This window comes from Microbispora rosea (assembly GCF_044460045.1).
Lineage (GTDB): Bacteria > Actinomycetota > Actinomycetes > Streptosporangiales > Streptosporangiaceae > Microbispora > Microbispora rosea.
Genome location: NZ_JBITJO010000005.1, coordinates 11557 through 37727, shown reverse-complemented (window position 1 = coordinate 37727; position 26171 = coordinate 11557). Strand labels below are relative to the sequence as shown.

Here is a 26171-nt window from a genome sequence, read left to right as displayed (position 1 = left end):
CTGTAGTAGCGTGGCCGTGCCGTGATCTTGTGACCCGTGATCGTGTGAGCTGAGCCCCGAGGGATCGCCGATGACCGCTCTCCGCCGGCTTCCGGCCGGTCTGGCCCACCCGTTCTCGCCGGCCGGCAGGTCCGACCCGTATCCGGCGTACGACTGGCTGCGGGCCAACGACCCGGTCCACTTCGACGTCACGACCCGGATGTGGCTGCTCACGGCGCACGAGCACTGTGCGAGCGCGCTCAAGGACCCCCGGTTCTCGGCCGCCCTGGGACAGCGCGAGCGGGTGCGCGACGACGACCTGCCCGCCTCGATGCTGACCACCGACCCGCCCGACCACAACCGGCTGCGCGCCCCCGGCATGGCCCTGCTCGGCCCCGCCGCGGTGCGCGAGCTCGCCGCCGCCCTCACCGCCGTCGTGGACGGCCTGCTCGACGGGCTGGCGGACGCGGCCGAGGTCACGCGAGACCTGGGCGAGCCGTTCGCGACCGGCGTGCTCGCGCGGACGCTGCTCGTGCCGCGCGAGGACGAGGCGGCCTTCGCGGACCTGGCCCGGCGGGCCTCGGTCAACCTCGACCCGCTGGCGGGGCCGCGGGCCGCGCGGGAGGGCCGCGTGGCGATGGGCGAGCTGACCCGGTTCCTCGACGCGCACGTGGCGCGCGGGCCCGGCGGGGCGATCGCGCGGCTGGCCGAGGACGAGCGGCTGACGCGGCCCGAGATGCTCGGCATCCTCTCACTGGCCGTCGTCGGCGGCTGGCGCCCGCTGGCCGAGATGGTGGGCAACGCGCTGTTCTGGCTGCTGCCGCGCACCGAGGCCCTGGCGGCCCTGCGCGAGGGCGGCGACGAACTCGCCCGTACGGCGGTCGACGAGCTGCTGCGGCTGGAGGCGCCGATCCCCTTCACCGCGAGGGTGACGACCGCGGAGGTGTCCTTCGGGGACGCGGTCATTCCCGCGGGGGCGCGGGTGCTCGCCGTGGTCGCGGCGGCCAACCGGGACCCGGCCGTCTTCGACCGTCCCGGCGACCTGGTGCTGACCCGGTCTCCCAATCCCCACCTCGCCTTCGGCGCCGGCACCCACTTCTGCCTGGGCGCACCCCTCGTCCGGCAGGCCGGCGCGCTGCTGCTGCGCGGCCTGGCCGAGCGTTTCCCCGCGATCCGCGCGGACGGCGCCCCGCCCGCCTGGGCGCCCGTGCTCGTGCCGCGCCGGCTGGGCGAGTTCCGGATCCGGCTGTCCTGACGGTCAGCGCACGTTGGGCCCGCGCCAGCGGAAGGTCAGGAAGCTCAGCACGAGCCCCGCGAGGCACCACGCGGCCAGCACGAGCGCCACGCGGTCGAGCTCCCAGACGCCCGCGGGCTCGACGCGGGCGAAGTCGTCGGGCAGGAACACCGAGCGCAGCCCCTGGGTCATCCACTTGAGCGGGAACAGGGCCGCGACCGTCTGCATCCACGCCGGCAGCTGGCTGTAGGGGAAGAACACCCCCGAGATGAACTGCAGCACCAGGAACGGCAGCGTGACGATGGCCGAGGCCGATCGGGCGTTGGGGATGATCGAGCTGAATGCCACCGCCAGCAGCGTGCAGGCCACCGCGCCGAGCAGCAGCACCCACACGAGCGTCTCCCAGCGGGCGGCGGTCGAGGGCAGCGGCAGCCCGAACGCCGGCACGGCCACCGCGAGCAGCAGGAGCGTCTCCAGGGTGCCGGTCACGGCCACCCTGACCACCTTGCCGATGAAGTAGGCGGACTTCGGCATGGGGCTGGAGGCCAGTCGGCGGATCATCCCGGTGTCGCGCTCGATGGCGACGCTGATGGCCAGCCCGTTGAAGCTGACGCTCATCACGCCGCAGGCGATGATGCCCGCGATGAACATCTGTTTGAAGTCGGTGTGGGTGCCGGGCACGGTCCCCGAGAAGATGGAGCCGAGCACGACCAGCAGCACGATGGGCAGCAGCAGCGTGAAGACCAGCGACTGCCGGTTGCGGAAGAACGACTTGAGCTCGACCGACGACCGTGCGACGGCCGCCCGCCACACGATCGACCGGGCGGGGTCGAGGACCACCGCGCCGCTCTCCTGGGTGAGGACCGCGTCGGGAGCGCTCATCACACGACACCGCCTTCCTGGTTGCTCCGGATGAGGTCCAGGTAGATCTCCTCGAGCGACGGCCGGTGGATGCGCAGGTCCGGCAGTTCGCGCACCCCGGAGGCGGCCGCCCAGGGCAGCAGCGCAGCCATGGCCTCGGTCGGGTGGTGCGTGCGCACGACCACCAGGCCCTCGGCCTCCTCCACCACGGCGTCGCCCGGCAGCGCGGGCAGGCTCGTGGCGAGCCCGTCCGTCCGGGTGAAGCTCACGGCGGCGGGTGTCGCGCGCCGGCCGCCCAGCTCGGCGACCGGGCCCGACTCGACGACCCGCCCCCCGACGATGACGGCCGCCCGCTGCGCCAGCGCCTCGACCTCGTCGAGGTAGTGGGTGGTGAGCACGGTCGTCTTGCCCCGGTCGGCGAAGTAGCGGACGAGGTCCCACGCCTCCCTGCGGGCGACGGGGTCGAGACCCGTCGTCGGCTCGTCCAGGAAGATCAGATCGGGGTCTCCGACGACACCGACCGCGACGTCGAGCCGCCGCGCCTGCCCGCCGGAGAGCGCCTGTGTCTGCTTGCGCGCCTGCTTGCCGAGGCCGACCATGTCGATCACCTCGGCCACCGGCAGCGGCGCTGGGTAGAACGCCGCGAAGTGCTCGACCACCTCGCGCACGGTCAGGTCGGTGTACGCCCCCGTCGTCTGGGGGACGACGCCGATCCTGGCGCGCCACTCGGGCGCGTCCTCGGCCGGATCGCGGCCGAGGACGCGCACGTCGCCGGATGTTCGCCGGCGAACCCCCACCAGGATCTCGACCGTGGTGGTCTTGCCGGCGCCGTTCGGCCCGAGGAGGGCGAACACCTCGCCGCTCCGAACGTCGAGGTCCACCTCCTCGACCGCGTTCACCGGGCCGTACCGCTTGCGCAGGGAGCGCACGTGGACGGGGTTCGCCTGCTCGGCGACCGTGGACATGGCCTAGCCCTCCGAGTTGGTCGTGACGGTCAGGTGCAGCAGCAGCAGGGGCAGCAGCAGCAGTTGATGTCGATCGCCTCGGCCGCGGACGCGCCGGCGGCGATGGAGTCGAGGTCGCCCTCGCTCAGCTCGGCCATGTCGACCTGGGGCGTCTCGGGGATGTGCAGCTCGAAGCGGCCGGTCTCGAGGCCCCTCTCCCAGAGGGCGACCTGCACCTCGATGTTGCTGTCGTGGTGGCCTTCGGGAATGTTGCGGACGAGGACGACTTCGGCTCCGGCCGGCAGCTCCAGCCCGGACTCGGCGAGGGCCGAACGGGGGTCGGAGTCCAGCCGCGCCGAGTATTCCTCACTCGACCACGCGGTGATCAGGACGCGGGTGTACGCGTTCACGAATTCCGCGCGCTGTCTCGGGTCCAAAGACATTGCCTGCCTCCCGGCTTTTTTTCACGGCGTTGTCCGCCGCTTTCGAAATGAAGTCTTACACGGCGGGGCGGGAACGGCACAGACTTAATTTTCCGGCCGGCGACATAAGTATTGAGGCCTCGAACGGCGCGGACTATGCTCCGAACAGGAAATATCACCGAGTACGTATTCGCATCCAATCGCATGCGCAATTCACGGGCGAATACGTATTCAAAAAAAGTGAGGGTGGGCATGGCCGATACGCACAGCGGTTACGTATCCCTGCCGCCGGGTCCTGACGGCGCCCAGAGCCTGAGCAGCATGCGGGAGGACCCGCTGCGCTTCGTCACGGAAATGGCCGCCTGGGGCGACGTGACGAGGCACGAGGCCGAGGGCGCGCCCGTCTACATGCTGCACCGGCCCGATCTGGCCCGGCACGTGCTGAAGGACAACGGCGCCAACTACACCAAGGACCGCACGCCCGACGACGACATGCTGCGACCCCTGCTCGGCAACGGCCTGCTGACCAGCGGCGGCGAGGAGTGGGCCAGGCAGCGCAAGATGATCGCCCCGGCCTTCCGGCCGACGGAGGTCGAGCGGTTCGACCAGGTCATGACCGACGCCGCGGCCCACCTGGCCGCCCGGTGGCGGCGGGCCGGCGAGGACGGCGAGGCCGTACGCGTCGACCACGACCTGACCGCGCTCACGCTCACCGTCATCGCGCGGGCCATGCTCGGCGCCGACATCGCGGGCGTCGGCGACGGCTTCGGACGGGCGGTGGACGAGGTCAACCGCTTCATCGGGCACTTCGACCCCGCCTCCGAGGGAGGCGGGCGGGAGGGGTTCCGCCGGGCGAAGGCGTTCCTCGACGCCGTCACCCGGACGATCGTGGCCGCCCGCCGGGCCACCGGCCAGGAGAACGACGACCTGCTCGGCGCGATGCTGGCCTCGGGGCACGCGATGAGCGCGACCGACCTGCGCGACCAGGTGCTGACGATCGTCATGGCCGGGCACGAGACCACGGCCAAGGCCCTGACCTGGACGCTCTATCTCCTCGACCGTCATCCCGACGCGGCGCGCGCGGTGCGCGCGGAGGTGGACGAGGTGCTGGGCGGGGACCGGACGCCCACCGCCGCCGACCTGCCCCGGCTGACCGCCTGCCAGCGGGCGATCAAGGAGGCCATGCGGCTGTACCCGCCCGTGTGGCTCATCTCCCGGCGCTCCGTCGAGGCCGACGTCGTCGGCGGCTACGCCATACCTCCGGGCACGCTGGTGTGCGTAAGCCCGTACGTACTCCACCGGGATCCCCGGTACTGGCCCGACCCTGAGACGTACGCGCCGGACCGGTTCGCGGCCGAGCACACCCACGCCGGGCACCAGTACCTCCCCTTCGGCGGCGGCCCGCGGGTGTGCGTCGGCCGCCACTTCGCGCTGGTCGAGGCCACCCTCGTGCTGGCCGTGCTGCTGCGCGCCGTGCGCCCCGAGCTCGTCCCCGGTTTCCCGGTCGAGCCCGAGGCCCTGGTCACGCTGCGCCCCCGGCACGGCATGCTCATGGTCCCCCGCCCCAGGGAGACGCGGCCCAGGGAGACGGGCCCCAGGGAGGCGCGCCCCGGGGAGACGCGGCCCGGTGACGCGCGGAGGGAGCCGTGACCGCCGTGATGGGCGCCGGGTCGTACGACCCGGCCACGACGACCGCCGGGGGCCTGCACGGCGAGCTGGCGCGTCTGGAGGCCCAGGCGGAGCTCTCCTTCGACGAGGAGCTGCGGGTCCTGCTCGACGTCGGCGTCCCGGCACCCCTGCTGGAGCTCGGGGCGGGCTCGGGCGCCGTCACGCGGCGGCTGCGGGCCGCCCTGCCGGACCTGCCCATGGTGTCCGCCGACATCGACACCGCGCTGCTGGCGCACGCGGCGGACGCCCGGGTCCCCCTGCTCGGCTGCGACGCCGTACGGCTGCCGCTGGCGGACGGATCCGTGGGCACGGTCCTGCTCCGCTACGTACTGCAGCACGTGGCCGACCCGGCCGCCGTGGTGGCCGAGGCGCTGCGGGTGCTGCGGCCGGGCGGGCGGCTGGTCGTGATCGAGGTGGACGCGATGCTGTGGGGCCTGGCCGACCCGATGTATCCCGAGATGGCCGGCGTCCACAACCGCATGACCGGCGCGCAGCGGCAGGCCGGCGGCGACCGGCTGATCGGGCGCAAGCTCACCCGGCTCCTGCGCCGGGCGGGCTTCGGCGACGTGGTGCTGCGCCCGTTCGCCACAACCAACGACGACCGCCCCACCGAGGCGTTCGCCGCCCACCTGGGCCCGGAGCGGCTGGCGCCGCTGGTCGCCGCCGGGGCCCTGACCCTGCCCGAGCTCGCCCTGGCGGCCGACCGGTGGCGGCGTTTCCGCGCCGACCCCGACGCCTGGGTCATGTTGCTCGGCCTCGTCGTCGCCGGGACCGCACCGGGCGGTTCCGCCGCATCCGAACGGAGTACGTCATGAGCCCCTTCTGGAAGATCTTCGTCGCGATCTTCTGTTACATCAGCGGCATCGTGGGCCTCGGGCTGGCCGTCGCCAACGCCAGCGTGAAGCCGCCCGCCACCACCCACGCCTTCGTGTACGGCGGGCTCGGCCTGGTGTTCCTCATCGCCGGAATCGTGCTGAGCCGCAGGCCGCGCTACTGAGCACGCGAGAACCGCCGGCGGACCGGGAGACGGTCCGCCGGCGGTTCTCGTTTCCGTGCTCTCTGATCCGCCTGATCCGCAGCAGGGGCCCTCGGGTCCGCAGCGGAGGCCCTCAGATCTGGCGGCGGGCCAGGCGGGCGAACAGCCCGTCGGCGTCCTCCAGCAGCTCGTGGTATCTGCCCTGCTGGACGATGCGCCCGCGCTCGAGCACCACGATCTTGTCGGCGTCCGTGATCGTCGAAAGCCGGTGGGCGATCACGATCCGGGTGGCGTTGAGCTGGCGGGTGCTCTCCGTGACGATCTTCTGCGTCGGGTTGTCCAGCGCGCTGGTCGCCTCGTCGAACAGCACGATGCGGGGATGCGAGACGAGGGCGCGTGCGATCATGATGCGCTGCCGCTGCCCGCCCGACAGCGTGTTGGTGCCCTCCGACAGCACCGTGTGCATGCCCATCGGCATGTTCGCGATGTCGTCGGCGATCCCCGCCATGGCGGCGGCGTCCCAGGCGTCGTCGATCGTGTGGTCGGTGCTGCCGGTGATGTTGGCCTTGATGTCGCCGGCGAGCAGCGAGCTGTTCTGCAGGACGACCCCGCACTGGCGGCGCACCGCGCCGATATCCAGCTCGCCCAGGTCCTGGCCGTCGTACAGCACCGTTCCCGAGCTCGGCGACTCGAAGCCCAGCAGCAGCCGCAGGATCGTCGACTTGCCGCTGCCGGTCGGGCCGACGATCGCGACGAACTCGCCGGGCTCGACCGACAGGTCCACCCCGTCCAGCACGAGCGGCCCGTCCTCGCCGTACCGGAACGACACCCGCGACAGCTCGATCCGGCCCGACAGCTCGCCCGGGTCGGCCTTGCCCGTGTGCTCCTCCGGCTCGGCCGCCAGGATCGGCCGCAGCCGCTCCAGCATGGGCACCACGCTCATCGCGGTGATCGCCGCGCCGGTGAACTGCAGCACCGAGGCCAGCAGCAGGTTGAACGCGGCGAAGAACGCCAGGAACGCGGGAACGGTCACGTCCCCGAGCATCGGCCCGGCCACCACGGCGAACACGATGACCGACGCGACCAGCGGGAATCCGGCGTTGAAGGTCGTGACGAGGTTCTGCACCCGGCGGGCCGACACGCCGATGCTGCGCGCCTTGAGGAACTCCGCCGCCCAGACCCCGAAGCCCCGCTCCTCGGCCGCCGCCACCCGCAGCTTCGGCACGGCCGTCAGGAGCTGGAAGACCCGCGACGACAGCCGCTGCTCGTGGGTGTAGAGCCGGCGTTGCAGCCGCACCTCGAAGTAGCCCGCGACCGCGCACACGAGCACCCCCACCAGCACGAGCGCCGTCGCGATCAGCGCCAGCCGCACGTCGTAGAAGTAGACGAGCACGAGGTTGGCCAGGCCGGCGAACAGGCCGAGGGCCGCCGTCGTCATGACGCCGGACAGCGTCTCCTGCACCACGCTGACGCCGAGGACCGTGGTGCCCAGCTCTGCCGTGGAGTAGTTGGTGAAGAACGTCGCCGGCAGCGACAGCAGCCGCATCCAGGCGCCCGCCTGCAGGCGGGCCGACGATCTGCCCTCGATGCGCAGCGCGGCGAAGTTCTGCACCACGGAGAGCGAGGCCGCCACGAGCGAGCCCGCGATCACCAGCAGCGCGCCCTGCACGATCATCTCGCGCTCGGCCCTGGCCACGTACGTGCCGAGCACGAGACCGGTCATGGCGGGCACCAGCAGGCCGATGCAGGCCACCAGCGTCCCGAGGCTGAGCAGGGTCCACAGGTCCTTGCGGTTCTTGGCCAGGCCGAACCGCAACAGCCCGCCCACCCCGGTGACGGCCGGCGGCAGCGGCTCGTACAGCACGTCGGCGTGCCGGGTCAGCGTGGCGGCCACCGCCGGGGTGACCGGGGTGACGCGTTCCTCCCCCGGCGCGGCCATGACGTAGTGCGACCCGATGGGCAGCAGCGCCACCGGCTCCCCGTCGGAGGAGCGGTAGCCCACCATCGGCCCGATGTCCCGCCGCCACCAGCGATCGTCGAGCCTGATCCGGCGGGTGCGCACGCCCGAGGCAAGTGCGATGGCCTGGAGCGGGTCGGTCCGGCCGCCGTGCGCCCCTCCCGGCGGGGGCGCGACCACCGAGAAGCCGGCGTGCGAGGCCACCAGGCGCGCGGCGGCCAGCGTGGGCGGGTCGCCCGCCACGTCGGCGAGGCGGACCCGCGCCTCGGTGTCGCGCACCAGCGTGTCGAACCCGCGGGCGGTGCTGCGCAGCACGTCCCCGCCCCGCTCGGCCCGGCTCGTCAGTGCCCTCAGCTCGGTCGAGTTCCGGCGTTCGATCCGCCGGTCGATCATGTAGAGGAAGCGGGTGGTGTACTCGACCCACCGGTGCCACAGCTCGCCCGCGCCCAGCAGGTCGAGGGTCGACCGGGCGCGCAGCCGGGCCGGGCCGAGCGCCATCAGCCAGTCCCGCTCGGTGACGCAGACCTCGGCGCCGGCGCTGAGCTGACCGGCGACGCCCTCCGGCATCTCGACGACGCCGTCCTCGACGGTGATCCACCGGAGTCCGTCGACGGACCGGACGGCCTCGCCCTCGCGGACGACGGTGGGCTCGTTCGGCGACAGCGGGACGAAGTCGCGCGGGGGCAGCGTGTCGCGCATCGACGCGGCGAGCGCCACCACACCGGCCTCCAGGCCCCGCACGAACTCGCGCACCGCCATGCCGTACTCGCGGGTGGGCAGGCCGCGGACCACCTTCCCCGACTCGGACGGGCCGTCGACGCGCCGGGCCGACAGGCCCTCAAGCCGGGCCAGCGGCAGGCTCGACACGCGGGCGCCGAGCACCGGCCGCCCGACGATGCTGTGCCTGGGTCCGCGCGGCGAGCCGAGCACCAGCGCGCCCTGCCGCACCCGGCACAGGTAGTTCCATCTGCCGACCGGCCTGCCGTTCTCGAGGCGTACGGCGAACAGGTCGACCGCGCCGCGCTCGACCAGCAGCACCTCGCGCAGGTCGGCCAGCACGAGCAAGCGGTCGGCGGAGTAGTCGATGGGTGTGGCCGCGTCGGTGAAGAACGGCGAGAACGTCGAGGCCGGCGTCACTGTCGGGACGCTCATTGGTCCATCCCCTCACCGCCCGGCTGGGCGTTCTCTATCAGCCGCGCGTAGTGGCCGCCGAGGCGCACGAGGTCCTCGTGCGTGCCGCGCTCCACCACCTCGCCCTGGTGCAGCACGAGGATCTCGTCGGCGTCCCGTACGGTCGACAGCCGGTGGGCGATGATCAGGCAGGCGCATCCCCGGCGGCGCAGGTTGTCGGCGATCACCCGCTCGGTCTCCGGGTCGAGCGCGCTGGTCGCCTCGTCGAGGACGAGCAGGGTGGGCTGCCCGGCGAGCGCCCTGGCCAGCTCCAGCCGCTGGCGCTGCCCGCCGCTGAAGTTGCGCCCGCCCTCGCGCACCCGGCTGTTGAGCCCGCCGGGGCGGGCGGAGATGACGTCGAAGATGGCCGCGTCGTGCAGCGCGGCGGTGACGACCTCGTCGGAGACGTCGTCGCTCCACAGCGTGAGGTTGTCGCGCACCGTGCCCTCGAACAGCGAGATGTCCTGGTCCACGTACGCGACCGAGGCCGCCAGCTCGGTCCTGGAGATCTCCTCGCGATCCCGCCCGTCGAGCAGCACCCGGCCCGACGCCGGCCGGTAGAGCCCCGCCACGAGCCGGCCGACGGTCGACTTCCCGCTCCCCGAGCTCCCGACGATCGCCACCCGCCGGCCGGGCACCACCGAGAACGACACGTCCTTGATGACCGCCTTGGCCAGCGGGTTGTACCCGAACGTCACCTGCTCGAAGGTGATCGCCCCGTCGAGCCGGCTGCCCGCGGGCCTGTCCGGCCGGTCGAAGACGGGCGAGCGGGGGTGGCGTTCCACGTCGTACAGCCGGGTGATGTCGGCCGAGATGTCCTGCAGACGCCCGCCGAGGTTCGTGAGCTGGGTGACCGGCCGCGACAGCGAGCCGAGCAGGCTCTGGAAGGCCACAAGCAGGCCGACGCTGACCGCGCCGTCCACCACCCGCAGGCCGCCGACGAGCAGGATGAGCCCGCTGTTGACCCCGGCGAGCAGCGGGGGCACGACCGTGATGACCGCGCTGGGCACGCCCAGCCGCTGCCGGGCGGTCACGGCCTTGGCCAGGAAGCCCGCCCATCGCTGGAACGCGCTGGGCTCGGCGCCGGTGGCCTTGACGGTCTCCACGAGCTGCAGGGTGTTGAAGGTGGCCGACGTGAGGTTGCCGAGATCGGCCCGCAGCGCGGCCACGGCGTCGGTCCTGGCTCTGGACACCTGCCGCAGCACGAGGATGTTGAGCAGCGCCATGCCCACACCGATGAGGCCGAGCAGCAGGTCGTAGCGGATCAGGACGACCGCGTAGAAGAGCACGAGCACGAGGTTGACGACGGTGATCGCCAGGTCCCTGGACAGGATCTCGGCGACCATGTCGTTGGCGGACACCCGCCTCGCGACCTCGGCGGGCCTGCGTTGCAGGAAGAACTCCACCGGCAGGCGTAACAGATGGCGGAAGAACCGGGCGGAGCTGACCAGCCCCAGCCGTATCTCCATCCGCAGCAGGTAGTGCCGCTGGACCGAGGTCAGCACGAACATCGCCAGGGCGGTCACCGACATCGCCAGCAGCAGCGGCAGGATGAATCCCGGGTCGCGGCCGGTGAGGATGTGGTCGATGAACACCCGGCTGAACGCCGGCGCGATTATCCCGGGCACGACCAGCAGCAGGCTGGCCAGCAGCACCAGCGGCAGCGCCCGGCCGGAGGGCATGCGGCGCGACAGCAGCGCCTCGGCCACCCGGGTGGGCCGGCCGCCGGGCCGGAACCCGGGCCCGGGCTCGAAGGTCAGCACGATGCCGGTGAAGCCCGAGTCGAACTCGTCCCAGTCGAGCACGCGCGGGCCGCTCGCGGGGTCGTTGACCGCCACCACCGGCCTGCCGAAGCGGGTGCGGATGCCCTCGACGACCATGAAGTGCTGGAACGCCCAGAAGATGATCGCCGGTTTGACGATGTCGCGCAGGTCGTCCAGCTCCATCTGGAAGCCCTTGGCCTCCAGGCCGTACTTGCGGGCGGCGGCGATCACGCTGGACGCCTTCGCGCCGTCCCTGGACACCGCGCAGGCCGCCCGCAGCTCCTCCAGAGGCACGAACTTGCCGTAGTGGCCGAGGACCATGGCGAGGGCGGCGGCCCCGCACTCGACGGCCTCCATCTGGATGACGGTCGGCGTGCTCCCGCGCCGGCCGCCCCGTTTGCGGGGAGCGCTCCGGCGCGGGGCGCCGGACGGTGCGGCGTCGGCGCGGGGGGCCGTGACCTGGCTCATCCGTCTCCTTCTCAGCGTCCGAGGAGCAGGTTGAAGGGCGTCTGGCTGCTGAGCGTGACGGTGCCCGTCACCGTGACCTGCGACTGCAGCTCCATCGGGGGACCGGTCTCGGTCGTCCAGGAGTATCCGGAGGTGGTCCTGGGGTCGGAGAGGAGGTCGACGATCACCAGGCGGGGTGGCTCCGCGGTGAGGTAGCCGCGCGCCGCGAGGTCCCCGCCGACCAGGGCGGAGACGCCCTCCGCCATCAGCGGGTAGGGGCTGATCGAGGTCACCCTGCCGCGCAGCAGCCCGAACACGCCGGGCGGGGCGTTGGAGACCGCGAGGTCGACCGTACGGCCGGGGGCGATGCCGAGCGCGTGGTCGCCCGGCACGAACAGCATCGCGACCAGGCGGTCGCGGGGGGCGTCGGTCCTCTCCATCGCGAGCAGCCTGTCGCCCTCGCGGACCATCGCGCCCTCGCTCGCCGAGGTGGTGACGACCTCGCCGCTGAACGGGCTGCTCACGGTGCGCACGGTGCCGTCGGCCCGCAGGACCTCCGCGACCGCCTGCCCGCGCACCACCCGCAGGCCGGGACTCACCATCAGGTTCCGCACGGTCCCGGTGTACGGGCTCTGCAGCTGGGCGGTGCCCGCAGGATGGGTCAGCAGCCCCTTGGCGGTGACGGTGACCGGCAGCCGGCCGACGAACGACCACACCCCCGCGGCGACGACCACGATGAGCACGACGAACGTGGCGATCCAGCCGCGCGGGGAGGCGAGCAGGGTCGGGGAGTCGAGCTCGTCGGGCTCCCGCATCCGCTGCAGGGCCTTCAGCCGGAACTTCATGCCGGCACCTCCGGAGACCATCCCGGCGGCGTCCCCGCCGCGCCGCCCCGCCTGCTGCCGAGCAGGAGCTCGCCCACGCTGCCCTCCGCGTGGGGGTCGAGCCCGCTGGCCGCGGCGAACTCCGCGGCGTCCCCGCCGCCGAGCCCGCAGACCGCCAGGCCCATGGCCGTGGCCACCAGGTAGAAGGTCTGGTAGAGCACGCCCACGTGCTTGAGGATCAGCGAGTACGCGATGGTCTCGTACTTCCACATCACCCGCCCGAAGCGGGCGGTCACGATCAGCAGGACCTGGGGGTCCTCGGTCATCATGGCCGCCGCCTTGGCGCGGTCGAGCAGCGTGCGGGTCGCCGGGCCGGGATCGGCCACCCGTTCCAGCACGTGCGTGTGGGCGGCGTAGTGCCATAAGCCGGGCTCCAGGCCCTCGCAGGAGACGACGAGGGGGTAGACCTCCAGCTCGTGGACGGCGCCGCCGGACGGGTAGGGCCGGTCGGCCAGTTCCTGGCCGTCCTCCCCCGTGAAGGTGCGACGCTGGCGCATCGTGCGGTAGAGCAGCTCGCCCAGGCGGTCGAGGGTGATCGGGTCGGCGGCGTCGTGCTCGCGGATCGAGCGGCGGGCCTCGAGCACCTCGGTCAGGCTCGCCTCGGTCTTCGCGATCGCGTCCAGGTCCGGCGGCTCCAGGGCGATGCGGTCGCCGGCGAAGGCGGGCGGCGCCACCGGCAGCGGATCCCACACGCCCCGCAGGGGATAGGTGCCGCCGTAGCGCCCGGTCGTCCGGGGTTCCCTGGTGCGGGTGTGCAGCCACAGGTCGGCCGGCGACCACTGGGCCAGCGGGGCTGCGCCGCGCTCGGGGTCCTCCCCCTCCGGCGTCGGCCGCACCAGCAGCCCGGCGTCGGCGAACAGGCCGAGCACCGCCGCCGTGGTCTCGTCCGGCAGGCCCGGGCAGGCGAGGCCGGCCGGGACCGTCCAGTCCGCGAGCAGGCCGAGCAGCGGTGCGGCGGCCGGGGCGAGCTCGACCCCGAGGGGGCTGCGGGGTGCGCGCACAACGAGCCTGCCGTCCTCAGGCGCCGCGACGGCGAACCTCGACAGGCGCACGCGGGCGTCTGCGGCGAGCGGCGCGGCCGGGCGCAGCGGGCCGCCGCCGTACGGGCGCAGCACGGCCACCGGCTCGCCGCCTGACGGCGCCACCTCCCCGCCGGACGGCACCACTTCCCCGCCGGACGGCACCACCTCCCCGCCGGACGACACCAGGACGGCCCGCTCCAGCAACGCCCCGGCCGACAGCTTGCGCAGCAGCAGGTGCCAGCGCAGCAGCCCGCCCTCGCCGTCGTGCTCGGTGACGGTTTCGGCCAGCTCGTCCTCGGTCGCGCCGCCGCGGGCGAGGACGCGCAGCGCGGCGACCGCGCCCGGTGGCAGGCCCCGCAGCGTGGCGGGGCCGAACGGCGTGGCCAGGGTGACCGCCCCCGGCGTCTTCTCCGGTTCGGACAGGCCGGCGTCGCGGCGCAGCCGCACCTGAACGGTGTGCATTGCTCCCCCTATCGGGTCAGAAGAAGACGCTGGTGGGGTTGAGCTCCTCCTCCAGAGCCGGTTCCGTCCGCCAGCCGAGGGCCACGGGGACGTCGTACAGGCGGCCCGGGCCAAGCCGACGCCAGAAGTGACGCATGCCCGGGACCAGCACCCGGGCGACGCTGAGCTCCAGATCCGGTCGCGTCTGGTCGAGGACGATCACCTCCAGGCCGCACCCGGCGGCCCTGGCGACGCAGGTCTCGACGTCGGCCGCGAGGTCGGCGCCCTCGGGCACCCGGTAGTCCGCGAGCGTGCGGGGGCGCTGTGCGGGGTCGGGCAGCAGCCAGGGGTCGCTGTCGAGCGTGGTCTCCTTCCACCAGCGGAGCGTCGCGATGTCGTCGTCGTGGTAGATCGTCTCGCCGTTCTCGTCCCTGCGGCGTACGGACGGGAGGAACTGGTTGACCTCGGTCAGCGTCCGCAGCGCGGCGATCCGGGGATCGAGGTGGGCGCCGAAGCCCACGATGATGTCCTGCACCGGGTGGTCGAGGCGGTGGGAGACGCCGGCGAAGGCCGGGACGCCGAGGTCGCTGGTCAGGTCGAGCAGCCACAGGCTGCGGCCCATGTCGGCGTAGAACTCGCGCAACGTGTCGATGTACGGGTCGTTGAGCGAGTCGAGGTCGAAGGCGGGCCGCCGGGCCCGGTTGTACCACCACAGCGCGACGGCGTCCCGCTCCACGACCTCGCAGAACCCCTGGAGGATCGCCTCCTCCAGCGTGTTGCCGGAGGCGTTGCCGTTGGAGTCGCCGACGCAGTAGAAGTGGCGTTCCAGGTCGGGATGTCCGTACCAGGCGTAGCCGGCGGGGATCAGCCGCTCCTCGTCGGCGGTCAGCGACCAGGCCCGCGACCAGTCGAGCGGCAGGTCCGTGCGGAACCTCTCGGGCACCAGGTGCAGCCGGTGCGAGGGGTCGCTGTTCCAGGCGTCCCGGTGGCCGTACTGCGTGTCAGAGAACAGCAGCAGGTCGGCCGGGTGGACCGCGAGACCCTCGTCGAGGTCGGCGTAGGCCGCCTTGAGCACCGGCTCCTCGCCTCGCCACACGCCCGAGTAGCGCTCGATCGCCTCGCACAGGGCGCTGACCTTGGCCTGGATCTCGGTCCGGCCCTTGCCGCCGCTCTGTCCGCGCAGGTTGCGCCGCAGCAGGTCCATGTTGTCGCCGAGCATGGCGAAGTTGTGACCGGCGGTGAAGCTGTAGGTCACGCCGTTGTCCTCGTCGGCCCACGGCCGCAGCCGGGTGACCGCGCCCAGGTATGGGCTGATGTGCCGCTCCAGCCGGGCGTACGTCGCCGAGGGCTGCTCGACCCGGTAGCCGCCGTCGGTCGCGTGCCGGGCGGTCCGCGCGGCCAGCGCCACCTTCGGCTCGCGATCGCGGATCAGCGACGGGTCGCCGCACACCGGGCACTGCGGCAGCCGGATCAGCTGGTGCTCGGCGCTGGTGAGCGCGCGCAGGTCGATGGTGATCATCTTGCCCTGCAGGGTCGAGGGACTGCCGGTGGCGGCGGCCCGCGCGAGCTCGGCCGCGAGCAGCCCACCCACCGCCGCCGCACCGCCCGGCAGGGACTCGCGGACCGGATGCGTCGGCCGCCCGTCGCCCCGCTTGCCCGCGAGGTAGCGCTCGACCTGCCGGTTGCCCTCGATCCGCTGGGACATGCAGGCCCAGCAGCCCGTCTCCCCCGGCTGGAACAGCGGTCCCAGCCAGGCCACCGTGCCGGTCGGCCTGACCAGCACCCAGGGCCGGCCGGCCGCCAGGCACTCGGCGTTGAGCTTCTCCAGGCCCGGGTCGAGGTAGTCGTCGACCACCGCCACGACCGGGCCGTCGCCGTCCGGAGCGGTGCGCAGCCCGTGCTCGCGCAGCAGCGCCTCGACCGGGCCGGGGTCGACGCCCGCGCCCGCGAAAATCCGGAAGGTCGTCTGCTCCAGGGCCGTGACGACGGCCGCGGGATCGACGCCCTGCGCGTCCCAGAAAGCGAGCACCGGGTCGGTCAGGGGCGGTCGGCCCTCGACCAGGTGCCCGGCGACCTCATAACGCCGGACGGCGAGCACCGCCTGGGCCGGGGACAGTTCGCCGGCGAGGGCCTGGACGATGTCCATCACCGTGTGCCGGCCGTCGAGATAGGGAAGTACGCGGCCCGAGCCCGCGCCGCGTACGAGATAGTGCTGGCCTTCCGCCAATAGGAAGACTTTCGCGTCGTCGAGGACTTCGGTGGTGAAGTGCGCCTTGAGCCGTGGCCGTTCCATGCCCCCCGCCATTCACTCCGTGATTAAGCCGATGAGCGGAGAATTCCATTGCCTTACGGAAAAAGTAAAGACGTATTTATCTGCCTGCGGACGCATACGTACAACGGGCGCGCACAAAGCGGGATCACGACCTGTGCGTACGGTGATGCGTATCGCGGGCGGCGCGGCGGAATACGTATGCGCATCGCCCCGCAGAGCCTTGACCGCCGGCCTGCGGTGATGATTCGGTCGCCCGGATCCCCTACGCCATAGGGGTTCCGGAACGGAAGGGCGATCTTCCTATCCGGCGGACAGGAAATCATGACGATATGTTGCTTTCACTGGTCAGTACCATTGTGTTTACTCATCCCGATTTCAAGTATTGACAACCCGCTGGCCCTGTCCGGCATGATCCGTATGTCGAGAAAAATCGGTACATGGTCCGGGGGTAGGGATGGCCTCAGGGCGGCCGGTACTACTGCACCGGGACAAGGAGCTAGAGGTCGTCGACGAGGTACTGGCGGGGCTTCGCGAAGGAAGGCCGGCCGTACTGGTGATTCAGGGCACGCGAGGGATCGGGAAGACCCGGCTGCTGCACGCGGCGCTGGCCCGCAGGCCGGGCGGGGTCGTGCTGAGCGCCCGGGGCCACGCCGACGAGCGCGGCTTCGCGTTCGGCATCGTCCGGCAGTTGTTCGACCCGATGATGAGCGGCTCGGGACGGGCCGAGCCCGGCGCCCCCGCCGCCGTCCTCGACGGAGGCGTGCGCGCGCCCGCGCTGACGGCGGTGCCGTACGACGGGAACGCGCCCGCCGTGCCCGCCACGCTGCTCGACGACCTCTATCGGGCCACCCGCTCGCTGACCGCGGGACAGCCGCTGGTCATCGCGGTCGACGACCTCAACCACGCCGACCCGCAGTCGGCGCAGTGGTGCTCCTACATCGCCAGGCGGCTCGACGGCCTGCCCATCGTGATGATCCTGACCTGCGACGTGGAGGACCGCAGCGCCGGCGACGCGGTCCGGGACATCCTGGCACTGCCGTACGCGCGGTCGCTGCGGCCCTCGGCTCTGTGCCGGAGATGCGCCGCCACCCTCATGGAGTCGGCGCTGGGCGCCCCGGTGGACGACGAGATCGTCGCGGCCTGCCACCGGCTGACCAAGGGCAATCCGCTGCTCCTGCTGGAGACGGCGGGACGGCTGGCCGCCGCCGACATCCTGCCGCACCGGTCCGAGCTGCCCCGGGTGATGCGGATCGGCGCGACGGCCCTGTCGGAGACCGTCCTGGAATGGCTCGGCGCCAGATATCCGTCCCTCCTCGCTCTCCTGCAGAGCCTGGCCATCATCGCGCCGTACGCCGGGCTGGAGACCGCGGCGATGCTGGCCGGCTACGGCGCGGTCGCGGCCGAGGAGGCGGGGCACGCGCTCGCGGGGGCGGGCCTGCTGGAGGGCAGCCCCCCGCAGCGGTTCACCCACGACCTCGTCCAGTCGACGATCCTCGCGCGCATGGACCCCCGGACGCGCGACGACATGCACCGGCGGGCGGCCTCGCTGCTGCACCGCCTCGGCTCGCCGCCCAAGCGGTCGGCCCGGCACCTGCTGTCGGCGAGCCCCACCGGCGACCCGTGGGCCGTGTCGGTGCTGCGCGAGGCCGCGCGGGAGGCGGTCTCCGAGAACGCCTGGGAGGACGCGACCCGCTATCTCCACCGCGCGCTCGCCACGGCCAAGGACCATGCCGTCCTCCAGGTGACGGCCGAGCTGGGCGCCGTCGAGGTGCACCTCGACATCCCCGCCTGCCTGCGGCACTTCCGCACCGTGACCGCCCTCGCCGGCGACACCGGCGAACGGGCGGACTTCCTGGCGCCCTTCGCCTCAGCCCTGCTCACGCTCAACTCCCCCGAGGCCGCCGCGAACTTCTGCGACATCGCCCGGGGCTTCGACGACGATCCGCCCGGCGGGCTCCCCGACCGCGAGGTGCTGCTGCGGCTCGGCGCGCAGGCGCTGCTGACCGGCCAGTCATACGGCTCGCGCGCGGCGATGCGGCAGCTCAACGCCGAACCCGGCGCCGCCACCAGCGCGGGGGCGCAGGACTACCTCGCCTCCGCCGCGCTGTCCGGCGCGGCCAGGGGCAGGCACCTCGACCGCACGCTGACCCTGGTCCGGCGCTGCCTCGACGGGGGCGGGCCGATCCCGCCGACGCTGGTCATGGCGCTGGTGTGGGCGGGCCGCGTGGACGAGGCGGCGTACTGGTCGGAGCAGGTGGCCTTGGAGGCGCGGGCGCGGGCCTCGATGACCGGGCAGGCCCTCGCCGTCACGCTGCTGTCGGACATCGCCTATCGCAGGGGGGAGCTGCGCGCGTCGCTGGCGCACGCCCGCGACGCCGTCCACTTCGCGCGCGGCTCGCAGGCCTCCGGGCTGCACGTCGCCGCTGTGTCCTGCATGGCCCGCGTGCTCCTCGAACGCGACGAACTCGACGTCGCCGACGCGCTGTTCGACGAGGTCACCGCGCGTGAACCGGTGCACCCCCTCCTGCAGGCGGCCCTGCTGGAGGTTCAGGGCCGGGTGGCGGTCGCCAGGGGCGACGTGCGCGAGGGGCTGCCGGCCCTGCTCGAGGCCGGGCGGCAGCTGCTGTCGGCGGGGGTGGTGAACCCGGCATGCGCGGGCTGGCGGGGCCAGGCGGCGCTGGCCTACCTGCGGCTCGGCCAGCGCGGGCCGGCCCACCGCCTGGCCGAGGAGGAGCTCGAGCTGGCCCGGGCCTGGGGCGCGCCCGACGGCATCGGCCGCGCACTGAGCACCGCGAGCACGACCGCCGAGGGCACCCGCCGGCTCGACCTGCTCGTCGAGGCGCTGTCCGTGCTCGACGGGCCCGGTGGCATCGAGCGCATCCGGGCGATGGTGCGCCTGGGCATCGCCCTGCGGGCCGCCGGGGACACGCGCCGCGCCCACGACACCCTCAGCGAGGCGTACGACCTGGCCGACGGCTGCGGCGCCGTACGGCTCGCCGCGCTCGCCGAGCGCAACCTCGCCACGATCGGCAGCCGGGCCCGTGGCGGGCAGGCCGACGGCCCGTCGCCCCTGACGGCCGGGGAGAGACGGGTCACCGACCTGGTCCTGCGCGGCATGAGCAACCTGCAGGTCGCGACCGAGCTGTCCATCAGCAAGCGGACCGTGGACACCCACCTCGCCCGCATCTACCGCAAGCTCGGCATCCACACCCGCGCCGAGCTCGCGGAGGTCGTCAGGCGGCTCGGCGAGCGCCCGGCCGAGACCCGCCCCCGCGCCGGCGAGGAGGAGCGGCGCGGCCAGGAGGAACGGCACGGCCGGGAGGAATGGCACGGCCAGGAGGAATGGCACGGCCAGGAGGCGTAGGGCCCCTGCTCGGCCGGTGGCCCGCCGGCCTCACGGCCGGGCTTCGTGCGCCTCGACGAGGGACTTCGGCGCCGTCAGGCACCACGCCTCGGTCACCAGCTCGAACAGCTCGTCAGGGTCGATCTTCGGCAGATGGACCACGACCCAGCCGAAACGCCCGGCGGTGAACTGCGGCTCGAACACCTCGGGCCGCTCGGCCACCAGCGCGATCTGCTCCTCGATCGTCGCCTTGAGGCCCACCGTCTCGGTGCGCTCCCACAGGTAGGCGAAACCCTTGCCGCGCACCTTGAACGAGACCCAGTCGCCGCCCTCGCCCTGGCCGACCTCGGGCAACCGGTCCAGCATGGACAGGAACTCCTCGACGCTCACACCCATGCGCCCAGTCGTACCAGAGCCCACCGACAAGGCCGCCGCAGCGATCCGTCACCCGCGGGCCGCTTGACGGGCCGAAGGCTCCGTAATAGAACACGTTTCAGTATCACTGACCGCACTCTCGCCGAGCGCCGGCAGGGCGATCGTCCCTCTTACCAAGGGCAGCCAAACCCGATTAGGTGATGTCATGGAAATCAACCTCGTCGACAAGGACCGCTACGCGCGCAGCGGAGTGCCGCACGACCAGCTCCGCTGGCTCAGGGACAACGCGCCCGTTTACTGGCACGAGGGACAGGGCGACTGGCCCGGCTTCTGGGCGCTCACCAAGCACGCGGACGTTGTCCACGTCTCCCGTCACTCCGACCTCTTCTCCTCGGCGCGGAAACTGGCGCTGTTCGACGAGATGCCCGAGGAGCAGCGCGAGTTCCAGCGGCTGATGATGCTCAACCAGGACCCGCCCGACCACACCCGGCGCCGCTCGCTGGTCAACCGCGGCTTCACCCCCCGCCAGATCGGGCGGCTGGAGGAGCACATCAGGGACATCTGCCACGCCTTGGTAGACGAGGTCCAGAACAAGCCCGAGGTCGACTTCGTACGCGACATCGCCGCGCCGCTCCCGCTGTACGTGATCTGCGAGCTGCTCGGCGCGCCGGTCGAGGACCGGGACAAGATCTTCGAGTGGTCCAACCGCATGATCGGCAGCGACGACCCCGACTACTCCACCAGCCCTGACGAGGGGCAGGCCGCCGCCATCGAGGTCTACTCGTACGCCCACACGCTGGCCGCGGCACGCAGGCAGGAGCCGCGCGACGACATCGTCACCAGGCTCCTGCAGCCCGACGAGGACGGGCAGACGCTGACTGAGGACGAGTTCGACCTGTTCGTCCTGCTGCTGATCGTGGCGGGCAACGAGACAACGAGGAACGCGGCGTCCGGAGGCATGCTGACCCTCTTCGAGCACCCGGACCAGTGGAAGCGCCTGGTGGACGACCCCTCTCTCGCCAGGACGGCCGCCGACGAGATCGTCCGCTGGGTGTCCCCGGTCAACCTGTTCCGGCGTACGGCCACAGCGGACACCGAGATCCGCGGCCAGAAGATCGCCGAGGGCGACAAGGTGGTGGTCTTCTACGCGGCGGCCAACCGGGACGAGGAGGTCTTCGAGCGGCCCGAGGAGTTCGACATCGGCCGCGACCCCAACCCGCAGATCGGCTTCGGCGGCGGCGGCGCGCACTTCTGCCTCGGCAACCACCTGGCCAAGCTGGAGCTTCGGGTGCTCTTCGAGGTGCTGGCCGAGCGCCTGCCCGGCATCCGGCAGACCGGCGAGGCCAGCCGGCTGAGGTCCTACTTCATCAACGGCATCAAGACGCTGCCCGTCGCCCTCGACTGACCGGCAGCGTCGGCAACGACGGCAGCGACGGCAGCGGAGTCAGGGGCCGGCGCGGCCGGGCCTGTGCCACGCCCCACCCGGCGGCGGGGCGAGGTGAGGGCCCGCCCCGCCCGCCGCGCCGGCCGACCGGCGAATCCGCAGGGCCGCCTGCCCGTGAATCGGCGGGTGATGCCGCGGGGCCGGGCTCCGGCTCCGGCTCCGGCTCGGGCTCCGGGGCCGGGTAGCGCGACAGCAGCGGAGACTCCCCGAGCGCCAGGGCGACGCCGCCGAGCGCGCCCGCGACGCCGCCGAGCGCCGCCCGGCGCAGGGCCAGCCGATGGCGCGAGATCGGCACCGCGCCCGCGTCCAGGGCCTTTCGGACGGGCTCCAGGAGCGGGGCGCCGAGCTCGGCCAGCTCGCCGCCGACGACGATCACCCTGGGCCCGATCGCGTTGGACAGCGCGGCGAGCACCCGTCCGATCTGGCCGCCCACCTCGGACAGCAGGCCGAGGGCGATCGGGTCGCGCGCCTCCACGGCGGCCTTCAGCGCGGGCAGGTCGTCGCCCCGGCCGCCCCTGGCGCGATACGCGTCGAGCACCGCCCTGATCGAGGCGACGGTCTCCAGGCATCCCGTGCCGCCGCACTCGCAGGGCCTCCCGGCCGGGTCCACCGGAACGTGCCCGATCTCCCCGGACACCCCGTCGGCCCCGCGGTGCAACACCCCTCCGGCCACCACGCCGCCGCCGACGCCGTACGACAGCCGCAGATAGAGCGCGTCCTGGTCACCGGCGGCCGCGCCCCACGTCGACTCGGCGAGCGCCGCGAGCCTGGTGTTGTTGTCCAGCAGCACCGGCCCGCCGAAGCGCTCTCCGAGCAGAGCCGCGACGCCGGAGAAAGCGCCGTCCCGAGACCCATCCCATGCCCCGGTCAGCGGGCCCACGACGCCCACGCCGACGCCCTTGAGCGCCCTGCGCCACAACCCGCCGCCGAGCAGCCCGCGGACGAGCCGCTCGGCGAGCGCCACCCGGTCGGGCCACGGCAGGCCGGGCGCGTGCGCCTCCCCCGCCGTGCCCACGATCTCGTACGTCACGCCGACGGCCGCGACGTACACCGCGCGGCGGGAGAAGTCGATGCCGAGGGCCTGACCGGCCGCGGGGTTGAGGGCCAGCCGCTCGGCGGGACGTCCCCGGCCGCGCGGCGCCTCGTCCGGCGTCGCGGTGACCACCGCACCCGCGGCCAGCAGTCCGCTGAGCGTGTCGTGCAGGGTCGTCCGCGACAGGCCGCACCGCCGGCTGAGCTCGCCCCGGTTGAGCGGGCCGTACGCGCGCAGCAGGCCCAGCACGGCCTGCTCGTGCCCGCGTCGCGCCGGTAGCACGACCTCTGGCGTGAATTGCCGCATGCGAGAAAGCATGCAAAATCAGTAGGTTTTATGTCAAATTGCGAGCGGCCGGGCGAGGGTGCGGGAGATCTCGACAGCGCGTGTCAGGCGGCTCGCGATGCGCTGGAACCACCCTTCCCGCCCCATGGCTGCTCGTGCTGGTCACGAAGATCACCACGGACGAGGCGCCGCACGAGGTGGAGTGGCCGACCTCGCCCGGCACGTGCCCGGTGACCACAACGTCCTGAGGCCGGCCCTCGCGCTGGGCGTGGACCCGCACCCCCCGGTCCGCTCATCGGACCGGGGAATTGCGCTTGCACATATGAGTAGGGGGATACTCAGGCGAGCTGACCGCGGTTCTTCGCAACATTTCTTCGAGAAGCCCGTCATTCGGGAAACCCGCCCCCGTTCCCTTCGGACAACCTGGCGCGTCCCGTCCGGGCGACCCAGATCCGTTCCCTTCGGACAACCCCGACTCGTTCCGGAGACGATGATGCCGGTACGCCTGATCGCGGCCCTCGCCATGGCCGCCGCCGCGTTCTGGGCCACGCCGGCGCAGGCCGCGAAATGCCCACCCCCGCCCAACGTGACCGGTCAGACGTACGAGCAGGCGTACGAGACGCTCCACAACCATTTCGGCTATGGGGTCGTGACCGTGCCCGATCCCGTTCCTCCCGGGACGAGTTTCGTGAGCAGCGCGGAGACGCTGTCGTGCATCGAATTCAAAATCACGGGGGTCCGCGTTTACCTGGAAGGGCAGGTGCCCGACCTGACCGGGATGACGCTGACCGCGGCCACCGCCGAAGCGGAGAAGGCCGGGTTCGGCGTGACCACCGGGCAGCCGGAGGCCACCGGCGAGTGGAAGGTCTCCGAGCAGACTCCCGCGCCCGGCGGGCGGCTCGCCTACGGGCAGGCCGTCAGCCTGCTCCTCGACGGCTCGACCGAGGTGCCGTACCTCATCGGCCGTACGGTCGAGGAGGCGCGGCAGACGGCGGCGGACCGGGGGCTGACGCTCAGAGGAGCGGACGACGCGCGCGACGACCAGATCGTCGAGGACCAGAGCCCTCCCGGCGGAGGCGAGCTGACCATCGGCGATGCCATCGACGTCGTCCTGAGCGACGTGTCCCTCGTGAGCCCACCGGTGAGCCCACCCGTGAGTCCATCGGCGAGCCCGGACGACAGCCCCTCACCGAGTCCACCGGAGTCGCCGCAGCCGGAGGAGTCGCCCGAAGAGAGCCCCGAGGCGGCGCCGACGGCCGCGCTCTCCGGCGAGGAGACGGGCTCCGACTTCGGTGTGCCGCCAGGGCTCGCCCTCGTCGTGGTCGCCGCCGCGCTCCTCGGCCTCGCCGGATGGAAGGCCCGGGGCGGCCGGCGCGCACCTGACCGGGACCACGACCGCCGCCGGGAGGTGCGTCTCGTCTCCCGCGCCGACCCGTCCCCGAACGTGCGGATCCACGAGAGCCGCGGCCCCCGCCCGGCCGTACGTCTTCACGTCGTCCCGGACCCGGGCCGGCAGGAGATCCGGGAAGGCCTGTCATGAACCTGACCATCAACCCGAATCCGGGTACGGCCGCCCTCGCGCTCTACGACAGCGCGCGCGGCGCGGTGGCGGCGGCGGCAAGCGTCGTCCGCGACCCCCAGGTCATGAGCACGATCTGCCGCGACGCCCCGGTCCTCGCCGGGCAACTCGTCGCTCAGCTGCCCGAGGCCGGCGCCGGCCTGCTCCATGAGATCACTCTCGGGACGGTCCTGGCGGCCGGGTGGCAGAAGTCTCGCGAGCTGCAGGCCGCCGCGGTGCGCAGTCACGAGAACGGCCGCCGTGGGAAGATCGAGCCGGTCTCCCTGGCCGCGCACTCGATCACCTCGGAGCACCGCCCGTACGTCGAGGTCTACGCCGACGAGCGCAAAGTGCTCACGATCACGTTCTCCGTCGACCTGACGTTCACGATCGGGCTGCTGAGCGCGGCAATCCGCGACGGGCGGCTGGTGACCCTCCGTCCCGGCGGGGACTGCGAGGTCGCGGTGAGCTGGGGAATGGAGGGATTCAAGATCGGCGAGAGGAAGATGCCGATCCGCATCCCAGCCGTCGCCGTTCCCCTCGGCGCCGGAATCCTGCTGGCCCGGCCGCCCTCCTGACCGCGTCTCCGACCGGTTCGACCCAGCGTGGCGCGGCGGGATCTGACAGCGCGTGTCATGGCGGCTCACGATGCGCTGGAACCACCCTCCCGCCCCATCTCCCCGCATCGCGGGTGTGCGTCCCGACGGGGGATCCATGCGCTCTTCCCGTACGTCGTCCGCCACGGACCCGGGTCGCCCCAAGAGCCGCCGGCGCGCGATCCGGTGAGCCCCGGCTCAGATGTCGACGATGTCGACGCCGGCGATCTCCGGTCAGGCCCAGGAGGAGTCCTGTTCCGGGTCGCCTCCGTCGGCGAGCAGGCGCAGGTCGGCCTCGACCATCATGGCCACGAGTTCCTCGAACGACACCGTCGGCTCCCAGCCGAGCTGGGTGCGGGCCTTCTTCGGGTCCGCGCACAGCAGGTCGACCTCCGCCGGCCGGTGCAGGGACGCGTCGCAGACGACGTACTGCTCCCAGTCCAGCCCGGCGGCGGCGAACGCCGCCTCGACCAGCTCGCGCACCGAGTGCGTGCGCCCGGTGCCGATGACGTAGTCCTCGGGCTCGGCGGCCGACAGCATCATGTGCATGGCCCGGACGAAGTCGCCGGCGAACCCCCAGTCGCGGCGCGCCTCCAGGTTGCCCAGGCGCAGTTCCGCGGCCATGCCGAGCTTGATCCGCGCGACGCCGAGCGAGACCTTGCGGGTGACGAACTCGGCCCCCCGCCGGGGCGACTCGTGGTTGAACAGGATGCCCGACACCGCGAACATCCCGTACGACTCGCGGTAGTTCTGCGTCAGGAAGTGCCCGTACGCCTTGGCCACGCCGTACGGCGACCTCGGGTGGAAGGGGGTGCGCTCGGTCTGCGGCGTCTCCCTGACCTGGCCGAACATCTCCGAGGACGACGCCTGGTAGAAGCGGATCTGCCCGGCCGCCGAGCCGCGAGAGGCGGTGATCCCCGAGCAGACGCGGATGGCCTCCAGCACGCGGAGCACGCCCATGCCGGTCACCTCGGCGGTCAGCTCGGCCTGCTCCCACGACATGGGCACGAACGAGATGGCCCCGAGGTTGTAGACCTCGTCCGGCTGCACCTTCTCCACCGCCGAGATCAGCGATCCCTGGTCGAGCAGGTCGCCGCGGACCAGCCGCACGTCCTGCAGGAGCCTGCGCACGCGCGGGATGCGGGGGTTCGCCTGCCCGCGGACCAGGCCCCAGACCTCGTATCCCTCGCTCAGCAGGTGTTCTGCGAGATAGGAGCCGTCCTGACCGGTGATGCCGGTGATCAGCGCACGCCTGGCCAACGGATCCTCCTCGTAGCGCCCAACTTGGCCTATGAGAGGCGAATGTACCGCCCTGCCCGGCCGTGCCTATAGATGCACCACTAGAACGGGTTACACCGAATCTCGTTCGGGTAAGCTAACACCCCAGGTCGGGCAGGGTGAGAGTCGCGCGAGGACCCTTTCCACCTCACCTACCCCATCTAAGGTCAAATGGTAGTGTTCCTGGCAGCAGCCCCACGGGGGCACGGCGGGAAACCG

19 protein-coding genes are annotated in these 26171 nt (G+C 72.6%); 8 read left to right on the top strand and 11 right to left on the bottom strand.

Going from position 1 to position 26171, the window contains the following annotated elements; genetic code table 11:
• Positions 1-70 precede the first annotated feature (70 nt).
• Entirely contained in the window at positions 71-1234 is a 1164-nt protein-coding gene (locus ACIBK1_RS22135; RefSeq protein ID WP_396737331.1) for a cytochrome P450, read from the top strand.
• A gap of 3 nt (positions 1235-1237) precedes the next feature.
• Here the strand turns inward: ACIBK1_RS22135 and ACIBK1_RS22130 are convergent, their stop codons facing one another.
• The 3 genes from ACIBK1_RS22130 to ACIBK1_RS22120 are packed head-to-tail and all read right to left on the bottom strand — an operon-like array spanning position 1238 to position 3461.
• Positions 1238-2095, bottom strand: a complete 858-nt coding sequence (locus ACIBK1_RS22130; protein ID WP_357315532.1) for an ABC transporter permease — start codon at positions 2093-2095, stop codon at positions 1238-1240.
• Positions 2095-3039 carry an ABC transporter ATP-binding protein gene (locus tag ACIBK1_RS22125; protein WP_030506175.1) on the bottom strand — a complete coding sequence of 315 codons (945 nt, stop codon included), beginning with the start codon at positions 3037-3039 and terminating at the stop codon, positions 2095-2097. The genes ACIBK1_RS22130 and ACIBK1_RS22125 overlap by 1 nt, the downstream gene beginning before the upstream one ends.
• A 29-nt stretch (positions 3040-3068) precedes the next feature.
• Positions 3069-3461, bottom strand: coding sequence for a hypothetical protein (locus ACIBK1_RS22120; RefSeq protein WP_197042442.1), 393 nt, complete (start codon positions 3459-3461; stop codon positions 3069-3071).
• A gap of 231 nt (positions 3462-3692) precedes the next feature.
• Here ACIBK1_RS22120 and ACIBK1_RS22115 point away from each other — a divergent pair, with 231 nt between their 5' ends.
• Genes ACIBK1_RS22115 through ACIBK1_RS22105 form a run of 3 tightly spaced genes read left to right on the top strand, consistent with a single transcriptional unit; the run spans position 3693 to position 6105 of the window.
• Positions 3693-5090 carry a cytochrome P450 gene (locus tag ACIBK1_RS22115; protein ID WP_396737328.1) on the top strand — a complete coding sequence of 466 codons (1398 nt, stop codon included), beginning with the start codon at positions 3693-3695 and terminating at the stop codon, positions 5088-5090.
• On the top strand, positions 5087-5923 hold the full coding sequence (locus ACIBK1_RS22110; RefSeq protein ID WP_396737325.1) for a methyltransferase domain-containing protein: 837 nt from the start codon (positions 5087-5089) through the stop codon (positions 5921-5923). Before ACIBK1_RS22115 ends, ACIBK1_RS22110 begins: the two co-directional genes overlap by 4 nt.
• On the top strand, positions 5920-6105 hold the full coding sequence (locus ACIBK1_RS22105; protein WP_030506179.1) for a hypothetical protein: 186 nt from the start codon (positions 5920-5922) through the stop codon (positions 6103-6105). Before ACIBK1_RS22110 ends, ACIBK1_RS22105 begins: the two co-directional genes overlap by 4 nt.
• 112 nt (positions 6106-6217) lie before the next feature.
• On the opposite strand, the gene ACIBK1_RS22100 is transcribed toward ACIBK1_RS22105, so the two are convergent.
• The 5 genes from ACIBK1_RS22100 to ACIBK1_RS22080 are packed head-to-tail and all read right to left on the bottom strand — an operon-like array spanning position 6218 to position 16061.
• On the bottom strand, positions 6218-9193 hold the full coding sequence (locus tag ACIBK1_RS22100; RefSeq protein WP_081903270.1) for an NHLP bacteriocin export ABC transporter permease/ATPase subunit: 2976 nt from the start codon (positions 9191-9193) through the stop codon (positions 6218-6220).
• Complete coding sequence (locus tag ACIBK1_RS22095; protein ID WP_030506181.1) at positions 9190-11442, bottom strand: NHLP family bacteriocin export ABC transporter peptidase/permease/ATPase subunit; 2253 nt, start codon at positions 11440-11442, stop codon at positions 9190-9192. Before ACIBK1_RS22095 ends, ACIBK1_RS22100 begins: the two co-directional genes overlap by 4 nt.
• Before the next feature lie 11 nt (positions 11443-11453).
• Positions 11454-12266 carry an HlyD family efflux transporter periplasmic adaptor subunit gene (locus ACIBK1_RS22090; RefSeq protein WP_159454813.1) on the bottom strand — a complete coding sequence of 271 codons (813 nt, stop codon included), beginning with the start codon at positions 12264-12266 and terminating at the stop codon, positions 11454-11456.
• Positions 12263-13789 carry a SagB/ThcOx family dehydrogenase gene (locus ACIBK1_RS22085; RefSeq protein WP_396737322.1) on the bottom strand — a complete coding sequence of 509 codons (1527 nt, stop codon included), beginning with the start codon at positions 13787-13789 and terminating at the stop codon, positions 12263-12265. The genes ACIBK1_RS22090 and ACIBK1_RS22085 overlap by 4 nt, the downstream gene beginning before the upstream one ends.
• A 16-nt stretch (positions 13790-13805) precedes the next feature.
• Positions 13806-16061 (bottom strand): TOMM precursor leader peptide-binding protein, encoded by a 2256-nt coding sequence (locus tag ACIBK1_RS22080; RefSeq protein ID WP_076436753.1) that lies wholly within the window; start codon positions 16059-16061, stop codon positions 13806-13808.
• Positions 16062-16494: 433 nt separating this feature from the next.
• Here ACIBK1_RS22080 and ACIBK1_RS22075 point away from each other — a divergent pair, with 433 nt between their 5' ends.
• Entirely contained in the window at positions 16495-19404 is a 2910-nt protein-coding gene (locus ACIBK1_RS22075) for an ATP-binding protein (RefSeq protein ID WP_396737319.1), read from the top strand.
• A 30-nt stretch (positions 19405-19434) separates the two neighbouring features.
• Here the strand turns inward: ACIBK1_RS22075 and ACIBK1_RS22070 are convergent, their stop codons facing one another.
• Complete coding sequence (locus tag ACIBK1_RS22070) at positions 19435-19779, bottom strand: MmcQ/YjbR family DNA-binding protein (protein WP_030506186.1); 345 nt, start codon at positions 19777-19779, stop codon at positions 19435-19437.
• A 184-nt stretch (positions 19780-19963) separates the two neighbouring features.
• On the opposite strand from ACIBK1_RS22070, the gene ACIBK1_RS22065 reads away from it, so the two are divergent.
• On the top strand, positions 19964-21163 hold the full coding sequence (locus ACIBK1_RS22065) for a cytochrome P450 (RefSeq protein ID WP_030506187.1): 1200 nt from the start codon (positions 19964-19966) through the stop codon (positions 21161-21163).
• Here the strand turns inward: ACIBK1_RS22065 and ACIBK1_RS22060 are convergent.
• Positions 21135-22541 carry an ROK family transcriptional regulator gene (locus ACIBK1_RS22060; RefSeq protein ID WP_396737314.1) on the bottom strand — a complete coding sequence of 469 codons (1407 nt, stop codon included), beginning with the start codon at positions 22539-22541 and terminating at the stop codon, positions 21135-21137. The genes ACIBK1_RS22065 and ACIBK1_RS22060 overlap by 29 nt on opposite strands.
• A gap of 472 nt (positions 22542-23013) precedes the next feature.
• Between ACIBK1_RS22060 and ACIBK1_RS22055 the strand changes: the two genes are divergently transcribed.
• Entirely contained in the window at positions 23014-24060 is a 1047-nt protein-coding gene (locus ACIBK1_RS22055; RefSeq protein ID WP_396737311.1) for a PASTA domain-containing protein, read from the top strand.
• On the top strand, positions 24057-24656 hold the full coding sequence (locus ACIBK1_RS22050; RefSeq protein ID WP_396737308.1) for a hypothetical protein: 600 nt from the start codon (positions 24057-24059) through the stop codon (positions 24654-24656). The genes ACIBK1_RS22055 and ACIBK1_RS22050 overlap by 4 nt, the downstream gene beginning before the upstream one ends.
• Before the next feature lie 252 nt (positions 24657-24908).
• On the opposite strand, the gene ACIBK1_RS22045 is transcribed toward ACIBK1_RS22050, so the two are convergent.
• Positions 24909-25934 (bottom strand): GDP-mannose 4,6-dehydratase, encoded by a 1026-nt coding sequence (locus ACIBK1_RS22045; RefSeq protein ID WP_363533276.1) that lies wholly within the window; start codon positions 25932-25934, stop codon positions 24909-24911.
• Between the last annotated feature and the right edge of the window lie 237 nt (positions 25935-26171).